11 protein-coding genes are annotated in these 17,110 nt (G+C 47.3%); 6 read left to right on the plus strand and 5 right to left on the minus strand.

Annotated features, from left to right (window positions below; genetic code table 11):
• Positions 1 to 172: 172 nt before the first annotated feature.
• The 6 genes from Q4A89_RS02920 (at position 173) to Q4A89_RS02945 (ending at position 7,577) form a co-directional block, all read left to right on the plus strand.
• Positions 173 to 1,441 (plus strand): putative DNA modification/repair radical SAM protein, encoded by a 1,269-nt coding sequence (locus tag Q4A89_RS02920; RefSeq protein WP_303183638.1) that lies wholly within the window; start codon positions 173 to 175, stop codon positions 1,439 to 1,441.
• An 11-nt stretch (positions 1,442 to 1,452) separates the two neighbouring features.
• Positions 1,453 to 2,214 carry a TIGR03915 family putative DNA repair protein gene (locus Q4A89_RS02925; RefSeq protein ID WP_303183711.1) on the plus strand — a complete coding sequence of 254 codons (762 nt, stop codon included), beginning with the start codon at positions 1,453 to 1,455 and terminating at the stop codon, positions 2,212 to 2,214.
• Positions 2,215 to 2,516: 302 nt separating this feature from the next.
• A complete protein-coding gene (locus Q4A89_RS02930; protein ID WP_303183639.1) occupies positions 2,517 to 3,569 on the plus strand; it encodes a tail fiber domain-containing protein in 1,053 nt (350 codons plus the stop codon).
• A 12-nt stretch (positions 3,570 to 3,581) separates the two neighbouring features.
• Entirely contained in the window at positions 3,582 to 4,079 is a 498-nt protein-coding gene (locus Q4A89_RS02935; protein WP_303183641.1) for a hypothetical protein, read from the plus strand.
• A 7-nt stretch (positions 4,080 to 4,086) separates the two neighbouring features.
• Complete coding sequence (locus Q4A89_RS02940; protein WP_303183642.1) at positions 4,087 to 6,453, plus strand: triacylglycerol lipase; 2,367 nt, start codon at positions 4,087 to 4,089, stop codon at positions 6,451 to 6,453.
• A 209-nt stretch (positions 6,454 to 6,662) separates the two neighbouring features.
• Positions 6,663 to 7,577: a T9SS type A sorting domain-containing protein gene (locus tag Q4A89_RS02945; protein ID WP_303183644.1), complete on the plus strand. Its 915-nt coding sequence runs from the start codon at positions 6,663 to 6,665 to the stop codon at positions 7,575 to 7,577.
• 78 nt (positions 7,578 to 7,655) lie between these two features.
• Here Q4A89_RS02945 and Q4A89_RS02950 read toward each other — a convergent pair whose 3' ends face one another.
• From Q4A89_RS02950 to Q4A89_RS02970, 5 genes are all read right to left on the minus strand, one after another.
• Positions 7,656 to 10,031: a hypothetical protein gene (locus Q4A89_RS02950; RefSeq protein WP_303183645.1), complete on the minus strand. Its 2,376-nt coding sequence runs from the start codon at positions 10,029 to 10,031 to the stop codon at positions 7,656 to 7,658.
• Positions 10,032 to 10,202: 171 nt separating this feature from the next.
• A complete protein-coding gene (locus Q4A89_RS02955) occupies positions 10,203 to 10,586 on the minus strand; it encodes an HU family DNA-binding protein (RefSeq protein ID WP_303183646.1) in 384 nt (127 codons plus the stop codon).
• Positions 10,587 to 10,750: 164 nt separating this feature from the next.
• Positions 10,751 to 11,665: a DUF4959 domain-containing protein gene (locus tag Q4A89_RS02960; protein ID WP_303183648.1), complete on the minus strand. Its 915-nt coding sequence runs from the start codon at positions 11,663 to 11,665 to the stop codon at positions 10,751 to 10,753.
• A gap of 22 nt (positions 11,666 to 11,687) precedes the next feature.
• The gene (locus Q4A89_RS02965) at positions 11,688 to 13,577 is read right to left on the minus strand and encodes a RagB/SusD family nutrient uptake outer membrane protein (protein WP_303183649.1); all 1,890 of its coding nucleotides are present in this window, start codon (positions 13,575 to 13,577) and stop codon (positions 11,688 to 11,690) included.
• Between the two features lie 27 nt (positions 13,578 to 13,604).
• Positions 13,605 to 17,051 carry a SusC/RagA family TonB-linked outer membrane protein gene (locus Q4A89_RS02970; RefSeq protein ID WP_303183650.1) on the minus strand — a complete coding sequence of 1,149 codons (3,447 nt, stop codon included), beginning with the start codon at positions 17,049 to 17,051 and terminating at the stop codon, positions 13,605 to 13,607.
• Between the last annotated feature and the right edge of the window lie 59 nt (positions 17,052 to 17,110).

Consider the following 17,110-nt stretch of genomic DNA (forward strand, 5'->3'; position numbering starts at 1 on the left):
CGTACATTCGTACATCCATTATTAATGGTAAACGCCGAACAGTGTATCGCGTAATCTGGGATAAATCTTCGGCATCCCTCCGCAACCATACCAAAGTTTTTTTCAACAAAGGAAGATTTTTGGGGCCAAAGTTTTTTCTTGTTTCGCCCGGAATGTCTTCCTTTGTGAGGAAATGAACGAGGGAATTTTAGAGAAACTGAAGATACTGGCCGAGTCGGCTAAATACGACGTCTCATGTGCTTCGAGCGGCACGGTGCGCAGAAACACGTCCGGCGGATTAGGCAATACTGTCGGCGGGATGGGCATCTGTCATAGTTTCACGGACGATGGGCGTTGCGTGTCCCTCCTCAAAATCATGCTCACGAACCATTGCATGTACGACTGCGCTTACTGCATCAACCGTCGCAGCAACGACCATCCGCGAGCCACGTTGTCGGTCAACGAACTGGTGGAACTGACCATCGAGTTTTACCGTCGCAACTATATCGAGGGACTCTTTCTCAGCTCCGGCGTCATGCGCAGTCCCGACTATACGATGGAACGTATGGTGCGTGTCGTCAAAGACCTTCGTACAGTACATCGTTTCAACGGGTATATTCACCTGAAGAGCATCCCCGGATGCAGTCAGGAGCTGGTCAACGAAGGAGGGCTTTATGCCGATCGCATGAGCGTCAACCTCGAAATCCCGACAGAACAAAACCTGAAACTCCTCGCGCCGGAGAAGGATTTTCAAAGCGTCTTCACACCGATGCGCTACATTCAGCAAGGGATGTTGCAAAGCCTCGAAGACCGACGCAAATTCCGGCATGCACCGCGTTTTGTTCCCGCCGGACAAAGCACGCAGATGATCGTGGGCGTGACCTCCGAGACAGATAAGGAAATCCTCACCATCTCGTCCGCCCTCTACCGCCGGCCAAGCATGAAACGCGTCTATTATTCGGGATACATACCGGTGAATACGTACGATAAACGCTTACCGGCCGTAAGGCAAGCGCCCCTTGTGCGAGAAAACCGGCTCTATCAGGCCGACTGGCTTATGCGTTTTTATGAGTTCAGGGCAGACGAGATCGTCGACGACCGTTTCCCGAACCTCGATCCGGAAATCGATCCGAAACTGGCATGGGCCTTGCGGCATCCCGAACATTTCCCGGTAGATGTGAACACGGCCGACTATGCGATGATTCTGCGAGTGCCGGGCATCGGCGTGAAGTCGGCCAAGCTGATCGTAGCCGCACGCCGTTACGGCCGACTCACATCGGCACAGTTGAAAAAGATCGGTATCGTGATGAAGAAAGCGCAATACTTCATCACCTGCCGTGAGTTACCGATGAACACGGTGCATGAGGTGACGCCCGAATACGTGCGCCGCATCCTGACCGAACCGAAGAAGCGCAAGATGGCGGCAGACGAACGCCAGCTGACCATCCCATGGACCGAATAAGAGGAAAGCGTATGGTGATTTTCTTCTATGACAAGACTTTCGAAGGACTGCTGACGGCCGTTTTCGACGCATATAACCGGAAAACATTCCCGCACCGCCTGATGAAAACAGGCGAAACGCCTCCTCTGTTTACGGACGAGACCTACACGGTGTGGAGTCAAAAAACATCGGCCGAGCGGGTGTGGCAAGCACTGGAGCGCAAACTGAAGAAAGAAGCCCGTAACATGCTGATGCACGTCTGGCTATCGGAATTGCCCGGGAGCGACGAACTGCTGTTCCGCTATATCCGCAAAACATTCGACACGCAGCTCGACATCTCCCTGAACTTCGGCGATGCCGATGTGTTGGAAGTCGGTAAGATTGCCCGCAAAGTAAGCCATGAAGCGCATTATCTCAAGCAGTTCGTACGCTTTCAGAAAGCGGCCGACGATCTGTTCTTCGCCCCCGTCCGACCGATATATAACGCGTTACCCCTGACTATCGACCATTTCACCGACCGTTTTGCCGACCAATCTTGGGTGATCTACGACCTGCGACGCAGGTACGGTTACTATTACGACCGGCAAACGGCACGCGAAATCACGTTCACGGACGATGAACAGCTGCTGGACGGCCGGCTGGACGAATCGCTGATGGCCGAAGACGAGCAACTGTTTCAGGAGTTGTGGCGCGGCTATTTCAAAGCGATGACCATCAAAGAACGCATCAACCTGCGGAAACAGCGTCAGGATATGCCTGTCCGCTTCTGGCAATACCTGACGGAAAAGCAATAAGCAGAGAATGGAGCGATAACCGTACTTCCTGTCGGCATCGGACAGAAATCCCTCTCAAAAAGATTTGATACCAATCCAAAGAAACACATTAAAAAAAACATAATTTACACAAAACAACAAACAACTCGACAGATAAAGAACAAAAGGCCGGCGTGACGCATCAGAACGGAAATTTGAAGATCAAACACTTACACGCAAAACCAAATACACACAATAATAAAAGTTAATCTTTTGAAATAAAAAACTATAACAAAATTATTTTATTTACGTTTGCATTGCATAACGAATAAATAATTTCCATTATGAAAAAAAATTCTATTTTACGGACGGCTTTAGCCGTAGTTTTAGTGATGTGTTGGATGCCTTCTTTAAAGGCACAGTTGTTTTATCAAGACAGCCATCTGTTCATCGGTCAGAAGCCGAATAACTGGAATGGTGTCGGCAGTGCCCCCGGAGTATACATCGGTCCTAATTGGGGTATGGAATTCTCCGAAGGCGGATTAAATATCTGGCGACCATATGGATCACCCAATTGGGGAAATTACAAACTGTTTATTGATCAGACCGGTAAAATCGGTATCGGGCGGAAGCCGACCACGTATGCCCTCGAAGTGAACGGACGAGTTTGGACCACACAAGGGCTGTTGATTACCTCGGATGAGAGACTCAAAAGGAACATTGTCAATATCAACAGTTCATATCTGAGCAGACTCAAACGCCTCCATGGTAAATTTTACGAGAAACAAGTTGTTTCCGAAGCAGACCGACGTAAGGAGGTGGAAACCATGATTGCACAGGGTAAAATCAGTAAGGGAGATGCCCAAAGCGCATTGGCAGAACCGCTCAATCTGTCGGAGAGCAAAGCATATAAGAAAGAATTCGGTTTTATCGCACAAGAAGTGAAAGAACTTTTCCCGGAATTGGTGGAGCAGGATGCCGAGGGGATCTATGCGGTAAATTATACCGGACTGATACCAGTACTTGTAGAAGCGATCAAGGAACTTCAGGCCAGAGTGGAAGCGTTGGAGAGTCAGGGACGGATATCTTTCAAGAGCGGTGAAGCGACGACAGCCAATGAAAAAATCCTCGATACGGAGGAGTATCTGTCGCAAAATGTGCCCAATCCGGTAAACGGTAACGCCCGAATCGATTACACCTTGCCCGAAGGAACAACAAACGCAGCCATCGCGTTCTATTCGATCAACGGAGCACAGGTGAAAAACGTGCCGCTCGACGTACATGACAAAAAAGGATCGATAACCGTTTCTTCAGCCGATTTCGCTTCCGGACTGCATATCTACAAACTGATTGCCAATGGTGTCGTAGTGGGAACAAAAAAATTGGTGAATAAATAAAACATAACGGTTATGAGACTCAACAGTTTCTTTTTCATTCTTCTTTTAGGTTTCTTTCTTCCTCGTTGCGAAGCAGAAGAAGCTTTCGAACTGCCTGAAATTTCGACTTCCGGTAAAAATACATTCGGTTGCTATGTAGACAAAGAGCTGTTTGTATATACCCGTGGTAGCGGCGTGTTGGGACACAGCCCTATCAGCGGCTACTACAGTGTAGGAGGGAAATATTTGGGTTTTTATTCGTACGCTAACAAAGATCGCTCTATCAGTATTACGGACAGCATCGTAAAAGTCGGATTTAAGCATAAAGTGTCCAGTGCATTGTATAAAATCAATAAAGAGTATTACCGTTTATGCAAAGACCTGCCAAGTGAGTATTGTTTGTTGAAATTCGACAAAGAGAATGGTATTATAAGCGGGACTTTTTCTTTCAGTGTAAAGCATATAAAAACCGGCGAAATAAAAGCGATTACGGACGGTCGGTTCGATATCAAAATTAATATTCATGACTAAGAAAAATATGATGAAAAGAATAAGAAAAAGGGTTCTTGCCATAATAATAATGGCAATAAGCCCATTTTATGTCCTGATTGCTCAAGAGATTGCCGAATATAATGCTAAAATAAGCAAGGTGTTTCAGCATGTCGACAAAAGCAGAGTAACCACGGGGTTACTGTATGATTACGGACTGCATCTTATAGACCCGGTATATTATGATGGGGTGGCATTGACCGACGAAAACTATATTGATATGGAAATATGGAACGCTCTTTACGGGGGGATGTATAGCTCGAAAGTAAACGGCAATATCTCTTTATCGACTCCAGACCAAATGAACGCCCGAATTTCAAGCGAGGGAGCCACATCACTTGCAGTTATACATCTTAGATATGATATGTATCGTAAGGATGCGGTTGGTTCCAGCTTGGTAAGAGTTGTGAATGAACAGATTTACGACGTCAATGGCAAGAATCCATACGAACAGAAGATGCTCTTCGCTGTCGCTCCTAAAGAAAAGTATTTCTACGGTAAAACCATACGTTTTAAGTTCAGTTCGAACTTATTCGTAAATAATACGGGCAAAGCCGTTAAGAACCTCCAGATCAACTTCAACAACGAGGGAGGATATCGAACGATGTCGTGGAACAACAACATTGCCCATACATTTTCATCGACAGGTATTAAAGATATTTACTTCAGAATAACGTATACAGATAATACGACATATACATGCAGAACGAAAATATCCATAGGGGAAGAGCCACCCGTCACATTAAAATCAGCCGACGTGACATCGGATATATCCGCCTCTTCCCGACACTCCGGAGGTAAAATACAAATTAAATATGCAAAAGGTAACACCGATAAGAAGATAAGAAAGCCGTTGATTATAGCCGAAGGATTTGATCCGAGCCATGTGCTGGGAACAACAAATATGGATATAACCAACTTGAGTATTGATGAAGAAAAGATCGGGACATTGAATATCGGTAATCCCAATATATGGGAAAACATAAGTTCTTTCGATATCATTTATTTGGATTATAATGACGGATTGGATGATATCAGAAGAAACGCAGCTCTTTTTCAGGAAGTAATCGACTATGTCAATAGAAATAAGGAAGGAACCTCTCCCAATGTCGTTATGGGAATCAGCATGGGAGGACTTGTTGCGAGATATGCTTTGAGAAAGATGGAATTGGAAAACAGGAAACATGATACATGGAAATTTATCAGTGTAGATTCTCCTCATAAAGGAGCCAATGTTCCAATCGGCATGCAGGCAATGCTTCGTCATCTTGCCGATATAAAATTCTCGGTAGCCTTCATCAAGTTTTTTCAGGCAAAGAACATCGATATGATTAAAAAAGGACTCAAGATATTAGACAGCAAGGCAGCCAAACAGATGCTGGTTTATCATGTAAACGGTCGTTTGCAAATTGACGGTAACGAACATAGTACATTTCAAACAGAGTATGATAATGTAGGATTTCCTCTACAATGCGAAAATGTGGCGATAACTAACGGTACCGGAAACGGAACGAAAGCGATGGAGCCGGGCACAATGTTGGTTAACCATCGGGAGACATATAAATTTTCCCTATGGATGCATTTATTAACTTATTATTATGGGACGTATTTTCTTCTGACGAATTTTCCTAAACTGGTTGTTTTGAAAATACCGGGAAGCGCAGATGTCGTCAGTGATGTAAAAATCCATGCGGTACCCAACAGAAATACATCGAATGTTTATTGGGGCAGGATACGGATACATAAGAAAATTCTATTTTTAATAAATATAAAATTGGATATTTCAGAAAAAAGCATGAACAGCAATGCTTCCGTATATCCATTAGATGGCGCCCCGGCTGGGATTTACAATGTCAGCAACGTCGCAGGCAAAATTCCCGACGGTCTGTTGATGAAGAAGTACTTTTCTTTTGTTCCAACAGTAAGTGCTTTAGCATTATCGGACTGGCAAAGTCAATTGAACAGCAGACTAACCGGTCAAAATCTTCATCAAGCAGGTAAAACAAAATTTGAGAGGTATTATATGCCGACATCGAATCAAGAACATACGCATTTCCAAGCAGCAGCATCTTTTCTAGTTCGGGAAATAAACAGCATTCCAACAGACGTCATCATTGCCGGTACAGTAAACATCTATTCGTATAAGCGATACGAAAGAGATATTATTGTAAAAAGCGGAGCGACATTACGTGTTACAAATGGAGCCACATTAGATGCTTCGGCTAAAAAAATCACAGTCGAGCCCGGCGGTAAATTAATCGTTGATAGTCGTTCTAAATTATATTGCAAAAATCTTGATATAGCTTCGGGAGGGCATTTCTCTTTTGCTCCCGATGCCATGTATAACTCCCGCTAAAAGGAATAATAATAGAGTTTATATAGAATTAAGAAATAGGTCTATTGATTTTGAATGTCCTAAAATCTTATTCGATATAAACAGATATGAGAGAATTTATTTAGAATCATGTATCAGATTTACAGCCATGTCTCTTCTCTGCAAAGGAAAAGTTTTTTTAGTGTATATTCTGATCTCCAGCAGAAAACAAACTGTTCAATAGTATAATCATGAAGAAAAAAATCTTTCTATCATTTTTGCTGATGCTGTTGGTATCGGCAGAAGTTTGGCCGCAAGAAAATGCTTTCGGCGGCAAGTATGTGAATGCCTTTAAGGCAGATTCCGTGGTCTGGAAATGTTATTGGGATTTTAGCGAGGAAAAAATAAAACTCGATGACCCATTTGATGAAACCGTTTTGCATGGCGATACCGTGGTCAACGGAAAGCAATGGAGAATCATCCGCCAAGGAAAAGCATTGAAAGGGTTGATTCGCACCGAAAACAATCGAGTCATGTTCAAACCGTATCCCGGATATGAAAATAAGGTTCACCCGGACTACCTGAAACAGCAGGAGACTGTCATCTACGACTTCTCGCTGAAGGTAGGAGAAAGTATCCCTTCAATCGGCATTGTTCCGTCAGGAAAAATTACGAAAATCGATTCCGTCATGTTCGAAGACGGCCATAAACACAAGCGCATACACGTCGGGGAACATTACAGCTATATCGAAGGGCTGGGTCATGACCAGTTAGGCTTGTCCTTTATTCTTGTTCCGGCAATACCGACAATGGAAGGGGTACTTTCTACTTTCATGTGTTGTCATGTAGACAACCGATTGCTGTACCGGAGTCCGGTGTTTGAAGATTGCAACGGCAATAAGGTAGCCAACGTAATCATCACAGGCGGCTTATCGGAGGCTAAGGTATGGTTTGCGGACGGACAGCTGACCGTATCGCTCGAAGACGGCCGCACGTTCGATGTGGCTGTCTTCAACGCGCAGGGAATGCTTGTGGCGCAACAGCAGAAGAATCGTTACGAAACCCGGATTCCTTTCGGCAACGAAGCAAAAGGCGTTTACTTTGTCCGGATTCGGGCGGGACAGGCCGTGGCGACGCATAAGGTCGTCCATACCCGCAACGAATGACCGTATACTCTCCGCTCCCGGCCTTATGACGGCACGATACAGAAGGGCATCCGTCCGGCCTGTATCGTGCCGTATCGATTATCGGCTCACATAGTCGTCGAAGTATTTGCAGTATGTACAGGCATCTTTGTAGAAGGCCGTTTCTTTATACTGCGTCAGCTGATTGAAATAATTCACCGTTTCGGCGGGTAAATCGTCGACACCCGTGAAATAATCCTGTCCTTTATACGAACGTTCAAGCTCGTTCTTGGCCAGCGCGAAAAGAATCCGCGCTTTCAGTTCGTCGTCTTTCACCTGCCGGAGCGCCTTTTGCAGGTACTTCCCGGCCAGGTCGGTCGTGTTGCGGTAATACGATTCGCCGTAGATCACATAGAACGTCTGTTCGGGATTGGCCATGTATTTGTCTTTCGCTTTCTCTTCGTTATAATCCGAATATTTCTCCGAAAAATAGCTATTGTCGGTATCGAAACGCAGGTAATGGCGGAAATACCCCGTTGTCGTAACGTTATAGAAAAAGTTACCGAGCAGGAAATTCGCTTTGGCCGCCTCGGCATCATTTTTCTCGCCGGCTTTCCGGAGCTTCAGCAACGCGTCGGTGACGTCTTTCTCGCTCATCCGTTGTTTGATAAAGGGGAAGTCGGCCAGGTAATCGTCGCGCATCACGTCTTTCTCGGCGCCGCTGTACCACTCCCGGATATTGTATCCGAAGATACGGGCGGAGACGTGTATTCTGGCTTGCTTTTCGGCCTGAAAATACCGATGAGCTGCTTCGAGGTCGCCCTCCGTCAGGAAGAAAGTTCCGTAGAGGAGGTTGAACGAATCGTCCCGAAGGTTTTTATCGAGCCACGTCTCCAATTCGTTTTTGTTCTTCTTGCCATGAAATGCGGCCAGCTCGTCGAGCAGCGGTTTCTGGAGATTGTTTCGCACCGATGCGAGCGTATTGCTGATCAGGAAAGCCTTGGCATATTCCTTTTGCAGATAGTAACGGTTGGCGAGGATCTGGAGGAACGTCCGGTTCGACGGATTGTTGCGGTCGAGCATCTGCGCGTATCGAGCATGAAGCGTTCGTTCGGTCTCCGGGCTGATCTGCGTCTGCTCGGCCATATAAAGATGGGCGGCGATGATGTCTTTCTGGCGCGCGTAAGTGGCGTCGGCAGTCGTTACCTGCGCGAGGTGATTACGGGCTTGTGCGAAGTCTTTGCGCAGGAAGCAGAGGTAAGCCGTCGTCAAGTTCCAAAAATCTTTTTTGTGTGCCAGACGAATCATCTTGGCAGACAGCTTGTACGATGCTCCCAAAAAATCCGTGATTTCTTTCTCTGTGAGTAACGGATACCGTTTGTCGGCGGCTTTCAGCGAATACGAATACCGGTCGGCCAACACATCGCGTTCGATGGCGTTGATGGCGCGTACCATCAGCACCTTGGCCTCGATAGCGTCGGGGTCGGACGCGACGATCTTCTCCAACTCATTCAGCGGGTTATTGAAAGCCTTGTATCCGAGCATAAAGTAAAGCGATCGGCGTTCCGCGTCGGTCTGAACGGACGACAACAGACGCTCCGTATCCAAACCGGCTTGCGGTGTTTCGTTATAGTCATTGTTATGTATCAGGAAAACGGACGCATAGGCCGATTTTTTCAGGTCGGCGGAATACGTAAAGACTTTGATAAAGTCGGAAATAGCTTCTTGTGTCCGGCCCAGTCCGTAGAGTGCGCCGGCCTTCTGACTGAGCGCGTAGTAATACATTTCGGGCTTATCATCGAGCGTTTCGACGTATTTGTCGAACAGCGTCACGGCATCGTTGTATTTCCGGTTGTAATGTGCGAACCGCACGAGCTGATAGCCGTAACGCAGCTTCAGTTCCTTATCGGTCTCGGCATTCCAGCTACGTATCAGAACGTTGGTAACTTTCTGCTCATCCAGTTCGGACGCTTCTTTGAGGTCGCTGTATTCGGAATAGTAGTTCCAGCTTTCGGACTGGCGGATGATGTGCATATAAGGCTCCAGATATTTGGCATAAGCCAGATAGAGCAAGGCCTGTTTGTGACGCTGCACGAAGTCGGGCGTAAGGAACGCCAGCTTCGGATCAGTCGTTTGGCCGCCTTTCGTCAGCGCCTGTATGTCGGCGCGGGTGGCTTTCATCACCAGATAATGTGCCTGATCATAGTTCAGTCCGAGGTATTGCTGCCATTGTTCGATATTGGCATTGCGCGCTTTCCATTGCGGGTTGGCGCTTTCGTAAAAAGGATTGCCGTAGCTTAGCAGGAAAGGAGCATACCGTGGGTCTTTGATCAGTTCCTGCGAAAAGACGTTGCAATAGTCGGCATCGGGCGCATAATCGCCCGCACATCCGGAGGCTTGCTGCACAATGCCTCCTGACAGCAGGGCAATGATGCCAGCCTTGATGGCATACAAACCGGTATACAACGACCGGTTCATGTTGTTTTTTACATTCATGCGTTTTTGTTTTACGGTGATTTGTTTCACGGATGTTTGAGATATGATTGTTTACGGATACGCTCTGCACAAAAAACCGATGCCTATCGGATTTTTTTCTATGCCTATCGGTTCGAAAAGCGATAGGCATCGGTTGGGAAAAGGATAGGCATCGGTTCGGACGGAGCGGGATTACATCTTTTCGTATGTAACCGTCTCCAACATGTCTTTAATCGCTTTGCCGGGCGTAAACACCACGCGTGCTTGCTTGATGGTAGCCGGCGTCACTTCTTTTTCTTTCTCTTTTCCTTCACTGCTGATACTTACTCTGAGACTGCCCAGTTCGCCTAAACGGACGACTTGTCCTTCGGACAGTGCTCCGGTCATGGTATCGACCAGCGCATACAACACTGCACGAATATCGGCACCGCTGACGGTGCTTATCTTTTCGATATCGCGCGTTAGACCTGCGAGCGACTTCTCGCCCGTTACATTCGCCGAAGCATAAAACTTCTTTGTGCCGCCCCCCGCTACTCCGGGTTCGCCGCGTTCAATAACTTTATACTTAATCGCCATGATTTTGTTTTTTTTTGAATTAGAAAATCGGATTTATTGTTTTTCCCAACCGTACGACAAAGATAAGAACTTTTTTATTCAAAATCGGATAAGGCAGCCTCAAAAATTTATATTTTGGGGCTGCCTTTTGCAATCATCTCTCCGATGCGTGGTTTCTCCTGTGCTTACAACATCGTTGTTTCTCCCGTTTCCGGATCGAATGTTTCCATCTTATAACTGTAGAGTTTAATTTCCGCTACGGTGAACCACAGCCGACTCCCGTGAGGTTCGAGCACTTCGAACCAGACATATTGCATTTCGGAGGGGAGAATATATCCCGGAGACACGACTTCCGTACCGCTACCCTGCGGCATTCCTCTGAATTCGGCCACCTTGTGCGCCGAGAACTCGGCCGGGCGGAACGTCGTTCCGTCGAAGGTCGCACTCACCCAAAGGTTCATGCTTTTGGGGCGATTGTTGTTATCGGCATTTGTACGGTTCTTCAGAAAGAAGCTCAACGTCCGGACCGGATCGGGCACTTTCATCACAATATAATGCGGGAAAGGTTTGGGATTGCTCCAACTGAAATGGAGAATCGTGCTGTAATCGTTATCGACCAGATTCGCGACCCGCCCTTCATGATCGTCCTGCGGATTACTGGCCCAAATCTGCGTCGGGTCTACGGTCATCTGCTTTTTCGATTGGGTAACGATTTTCGTGATTTTGGGCAACGCCAGCGCCTCGGCAGTCACGGTATGTACTTCGCCTTCCCGTCCCTGAGCCGTTACGGGCACTAATTCAAACGTTATCGGGCCGTAGCGTTTCAGCAAACCATCGATCACGATATGATCGGCATGTACACTGGCCAAACGGCGGTGTTCCTTCCCGGTGCCGGGATGTTGGTAAGTTACCCGAATATACTCGTAGTTCGCAGCTTCGGGGATTTTCCAGCTGATCTTAACGGCTCCTTCGCGCGACTCGGTCGCTAACGAAGATGCGTCGATATGGACAGGCAAAGGACCAGAATCGTCTTTCTGACATCCGGCAGACGCAAACCATACCCAAGCGCCTGCGCAAACATATAAAAATATCTTTTTCATCGTTCATGTAATTTGTTCGGTATTAGTAACCGGGGTTATTGACAAGTTTGGGATTCCGGTTGATATCCGCGCTCGGGATAGGCAACAGATAGTTTTTGGGTGCCTCGAACTTACGTTCGAACGCGATTTCTTTGAGCCGCGCGAAGTCATCGATGTTCGTTGCCTCGATATTCAGGCCCTGTGCTTTTTTACCGAAAGCCTTTTCGGCCAACAGCCAGCGACGCATATCCCAGAAGTTTTGATTCTCAAGATAAAGTTCGATCTGGCGTTCCTGACGTACAATTTGGCGGAGTTTGGCCTGATCGAGTACGGCAACACCATTCCATGAAGTCTCTACCGTCGGGATACCGGCACGCTCCCGTACACGATTCAGGTAGGCTTTGGCCGTTTCCAGATCGCCTGTTTCCACGCATGCTTCGGCATAAGCCAAATACAGATCGGCCAGACGAATCACCGGCCACGGATAAACCAGACGGGTGAATCCCGACTTTTTCATGATCATGTTCGGATCCGTCCCTTTCTTGTTCAGGTATCCTCCGGGCGAATAGTTATTCGTCCGGTTTTTGCGCCCCTGGTTCCCGTCTTTCAGAAAGTTCAGGACAACACGTCCCCGCTCCGTCATATACGACGGGATAGGATAAGCGTTGTCATCGCCGTTGAGTACTTCAAAATAGCCTCCCTGAAAACCAACCCAGGCATAGAAGCGCGGCTCACGATTCAGGTTAAAGGCAATCGTCTTCTCCCCTTCTTTTCCATAAGCGGCATGCGCGGCATCGATATTGACGACGGCAAGTTTATTGTCCGACTTGAATGCCGGGTCTTCATCCCACGGGAGGCCATTCTTCGTATAAAAGCGGTTGAGCATCTCCCAAGTGAGAGAGACCCCGTTCGCGCCGTTATCGGCCGATGTCTTTGCCATAGATTTGAGTTGCAGGTCATAATATCCTTCGCCCCGCGTATCGGCAAAGAGCACTTCCGGATTGGCAGCGCCTTTCCAGTCGAGCGTCAACGTGCGCATGCGCCGCACCACGCCGACGCCCGGAAATCGATTGGCCGAGTTGTCGCCCTCACGATACGCATCATTCGCATATAACACATGTCCGCCGGCCTCGGCCAGATCAATGGCCTCTTTGATCGCTTCACGTGCTTTCGTCCATTTCTGCGGATCGTACGTGGCGGGCATAAGTTGCCTCCCTTGCTTGTCTTTGAACTCCGCATACATGCCGTTTCCGTTGAAGAGCGGCGATGCGGCATAAAGTCGCATCTTGGCTTTCACGGCTTTGGCCATCACGCTGGTGGCCAAACCGTATTGCGTCTTGATATCACGTTTGGTCGGAAGGTCTTTTGCAGCTTCGTCGAGCAGATCGCAAATCCAGTTCACACACTCGTCGTAAGGTTCCCGACTCGGATAGTCGGCGGCCAGCACATCGGTCGACGGCGTTTCTTTAATAAGTAGAATCGGTCCGTAAGCACGCGCGAGCAAAAAATGATAATATGCTATCAGGAATTTGGCTTGTGCCCGGTAATCTTTCTTCTCGTCGATCGTCGTATTGGGAAACTTATCGATTCGTTCCATAAACATGTAACATTGCCGAAGCCCTTGAAAGAACGTGTTCCAATACGAAATCACCGGCGCCGAGGCGGAATAGTTTCCTTTGGGAAAGGCGGCAAATGTTTCATGTTCAAAAGCGGTAATCACCTCATCGCCCGTAAGGAGGTCGAGTCCTCCCGGCGTACTGGCCGGATTAGGCAAATAGGCGTAACACGAATACAAATAGTCGATCCCGTTGTTGCGTCCGGCATGGGTGTCGGTATCCGTAGTCCGTTCATCGGGTACGACATCCAGAAAGTTGCAGGAAGCAAAGCCTGCCATAATCAGTACTAAACCAAGTATTTTATATCCTATTTTCATGATCTTTATATGTTAATCGAATAAAAACTATTTATCGTTAAATTTAATTTGCAGTCCGAAATTATACGTACGCTGCAAGGGATAGCTCATACCGCTTCCTCCCCCCAGTTCAGGATCCCAAAGTTTGAATTTGGAGAGGGTGAACAGATTCGTCGCACTGGCATAAATACGTACGGATTTATACGTATAACCGATTTCCAGATTCTTCAGCTTCAGGAATGACGCATCACGCAGCCAATACGTGGAATTCTGTCGGTTATGATCGTTATAATGATGCGTCAGACGCGGATAGCGTGCATGGACGTTCTGATTGTCCTTGCTCCAATAGTCATCGGCTATCCATTGCAGTACATTGCGTCGTTCCTGTGTGCCGAACGGATGAAAACCGTTCATCATAAGCGACACATTCGACTGTCCCTGAAAGAAAAACGAGAAATCCACATTTTTATATTTCATGGAAGGCCCGAAGCCGTAAATAATTTCGGGGACATGGGGATAGCCGATCTCAACCCGGTCGTCCGACGTAATCTGCCCATCGTACTTCCCGTCGGCATCCGGCTGGTCTACATATTTTATATCTCCCGGAGCAATCGTAATATTTCCGAGTGTCGACTTGGGATGGTTCGCAATATCCGCCTGATCGATATACAGTCCGTTAGCCACATACCCCATATAAGTGTTCAGCCGTCGGCCAACCTGACGAAGCGCAGGACGCAAGCCCGGCGCTTCATCATACTCAAGCACCTGATTGCGGGCAAAGGTAAAAGAACCCCGAAATTGCAGTGAAAAGTCTTTGTTGATTTGCTTGCCGTAATCTACCGCAGCATCGAATCCCCGATTTTTCACTTTGGCATAGTTCCCGAATATCTTCGTATCGGCCGTTCCGAACGAGTTGGGAATCGATTGCTTTTGCTGAAAGATATTGCTGCGTATCTCGCTGAACATATCGACCGTAATATTCAGCGCATCGAAGAACTGCAGGTCTACGCCCAAATTGAACTTCTTTCCGATTTCCCATGTAATCTGATTGTTTTGAAGCCGCGAATAGGTCGGTCCTTTGTGCTCTATCGTCGAACCGTCGTATCCGGTCGTGTAACCCGGCGTATTATTGAGCGTAACGATTCCCATGTAAATGAATCGCTCTCCACCGATCTGGTCATTCCCCACCAAACCGTACGACGAGCGTATTTTAAAATTCGACACGACCGGTTTGAGCGACTTCCAGAATTTTTCTTCACTGATATTCCATCCGGCAGCGATGGAAGGAAAGAAACCGAAGCGGTGTCCCGCCGCGAAATTCTCCGAACCATTGTATCCGGCATTCACTTCAAGCATATACCGGTGAGCGTAATCATAGGTAACCCGTCCGGCAAAACCCAGTTTACGCTTGGGAAGCGACCCGATGAGATTATTATTTCCGATCACATTATTATTATATTCGCTCATGTTATAGAGCAGCATGGCGGAAATAGTATGGTCGTTAAAAGAACGGTTATAATCGAAATAGCTCTGGAAATAGTAGCTCCGGTCTCCACTCACTCCTGAACCGGCATTCAAATTCGGCTTGGAAGGCGATCCGCTTTCCGAGACTTGTATATAAACAGTTTTTCCATCCGGATCGGTCGTTACCCCGTCAAGGAAATATTTATTGTATCCCTGATAACGGTAGTTCGTTGTTCGACTCCAATTTTTGAATGAGAAGAGCGCCTTAAAGCCAAGCCCCTTCGTCATAAAGTCCAGTTTTTGATCGTAATTGAGAATGGCCACAACCGTACTCTCGAACATGTCTTTATAACCCGCCGTAGCCACAATCATCGGATTCTCGATCGGCGTAGAACCGATACGCGTCCCGCCCCAATGATACCAGGGGTCATCGCCTTGCGGATACGTAATCGGGAAGTCTACCGGATTATTCTGCATGATCGCATTGAAGATATTGCCTATTCCTCCTCCTCCGTCACTGGCCGTAATGGGACCATGCAAACTGTTAAGCTGCACGTTCAGGTTAAGCCCGATCTTGGACTGCTTGGACAAGTTAAAGTCGATGTTATTCTGAAAAGCATACTTCATATAGTTGATATTGTTGTCGAACGAGAAGAAGTCCTTGCTGCGCCCTCTAAGCATACCGCTCTCGTGCACACCGTTCACATTCATGAAGTAGGTAATCTTACTCGTACCGCCACGCACATTAAAATTCGCTTTCTGATTGAATGTTGCGGAATTGAACAGCTCTTTATACCAATCCACATTGGGATACAGGTAAGGATCGAGTCCTTTCAAAGTGCCGTCCATTTTCTCCTGCGAATACAGCAGTGCATCCGTACCCTGATTCGTAACGGCCTCGTTGAACATACGCATAAACGTAATGGGATCGGTTACCTGAGGTACATTGATCGGCGTGTTTACATACGATTCCACACGCACGCCTATAATCGGTTTATCCAGATCGGCACCGCTTTTCGTCTTGATGATAAGCACGCCATTCGCTCCGCGTGTACCGTACATGGCAGAAGCCGTGGCATCCTTCAGTACCGAAAATGCTTCGATTACTTCGGGGTCGAGAGCATCCAGATCTGCCTTCGAGACCTCTACCCCATCGAGAATAATCAGCGGGCTGTTCACACCGCTCATCGTCGAAATACCCCGTATAAAGAAATCGGCACCGTTACTCCCCGGTTCCCCGCTACGCTGATAAGCGATCACTCCGGCCAGACGCCCGGCAAAAGCCGTCGACAAATTCGTGGCCGGAACTTTCAGATCGCTCGGACGTAAGGTTTGTATCGAGCCCGTCATAGTCGCTTTCTTCTGTCCCGTATTAAAGGCCGATACGACCACCTCACCTAAAGCCTGCGCATCTTCGGAAAGGGGAATGTTCAAAATCTTTTGATTGCCGACACGAACCTCCTTGGTGACGTATCCGATAAAACTCACGACGAGAACGTCACTTGAGGTCGCTGCCAGTTCGAATTTTCCGTCCGCATCGGCCGTTGCTCCGCGCGGGGGATCGGAATTTTTCACCAAGATCGAGGCACCGGTCAGCGGATCGCCGGTCTTCGCGTCCACTACCGCTCCGATAATCACATTCCTCTGCCTGGTACTCTCCTCCGTCGGCATGCTTTTCGTTTCATAAACGACAATCTGTTTATCCAGTATCCTGTAAGCAAGCCCCGTACCGGAAAAGATGATATCTAAGACTTCCGTTACGTTTTTCGCATGAACGTTGATCTCGATTTTCTTGCCGATCTTGGCTTCACTATGATCCGAAAAAACGAAAACAAAATCACTTTCTTTTTCAATGCTGTTACAGACCTCCCTGATCGGAATCGACTTCTGTTTAAACGTAAACTGCTGCGAGTAGCTGTTTATGGCCCAAGAAAACAGAACATAAAAGGCAAAAACAGCGATTCTCTTGATTTTTAAAACACATTTGAATTTATTGGGAGATGCTTTTTCCCCAATACATCGTTTATTCATATATTTGTACGATTTTAATTATTAATAATTCCTGATAATTAATTTCAATCCGGCCGGGC

The organism is Tannerella sp. (genome assembly GCF_030528505.1).
Taxonomy (GTDB): domain Bacteria; phylum Bacteroidota; class Bacteroidia; order Bacteroidales; family Tannerellaceae; genus Tannerella.

Coding starts and splice junctions, on each gene's coding strand:
- Q4A89_RS02920 (WP_303183638.1), top strand. CDS start 173: ATGAACGAGGGAATTTTAGAGAAACTGAAGATACTGGCCGAGTCGGCT.
- Q4A89_RS02925 (WP_303183711.1), top strand. CDS start 1,453: ATGGTGATTTTCTTCTATGACAAGACTTTCGAAGGACTGCTGACGGCC.
- Q4A89_RS02930 (WP_303183639.1), top strand. CDS start 2,517: ATGAAAAAAAATTCTATTTTACGGACGGCTTTAGCCGTAGTTTTAGTG.
- Q4A89_RS02935 (WP_303183641.1), top strand. CDS start 3,582: ATGAGACTCAACAGTTTCTTTTTCATTCTTCTTTTAGGTTTCTTTCTT.
- Q4A89_RS02940 (WP_303183642.1), top strand. CDS start 4,087: ATGATGAAAAGAATAAGAAAAAGGGTTCTTGCCATAATAATAATGGCA.
- Q4A89_RS02945 (WP_303183644.1), top strand. CDS start 6,663: ATGAAGAAAAAAATCTTTCTATCATTTTTGCTGATGCTGTTGGTATCG.
- Q4A89_RS02950 (WP_303183645.1), bottom strand. CDS start 10,031: ATGAATGTAAAAAACAACATGAACCGGTCGTTGTATACCGGTTTGTAT.
- Q4A89_RS02955 (WP_303183646.1), bottom strand. CDS start 10,586: ATGGCGATTAAGTATAAAGTTATTGAACGCGGCGAACCCGGAGTAGCG.
- Q4A89_RS02960 (WP_303183648.1), bottom strand. CDS start 11,665: ATGAAAAAGATATTTTTATATGTTTGCGCAGGCGCTTGGGTATGGTTT.
- Q4A89_RS02965 (WP_303183649.1), bottom strand. CDS start 13,577: ATGAAAATAGGATATAAAATACTTGGTTTAGTACTGATTATGGCAGGC.
- Q4A89_RS02970 (WP_303183650.1), bottom strand. CDS start 17,051: ATGAATAAACGATGTATTGGGGAAAAAGCATCTCCCAATAAATTCAAA.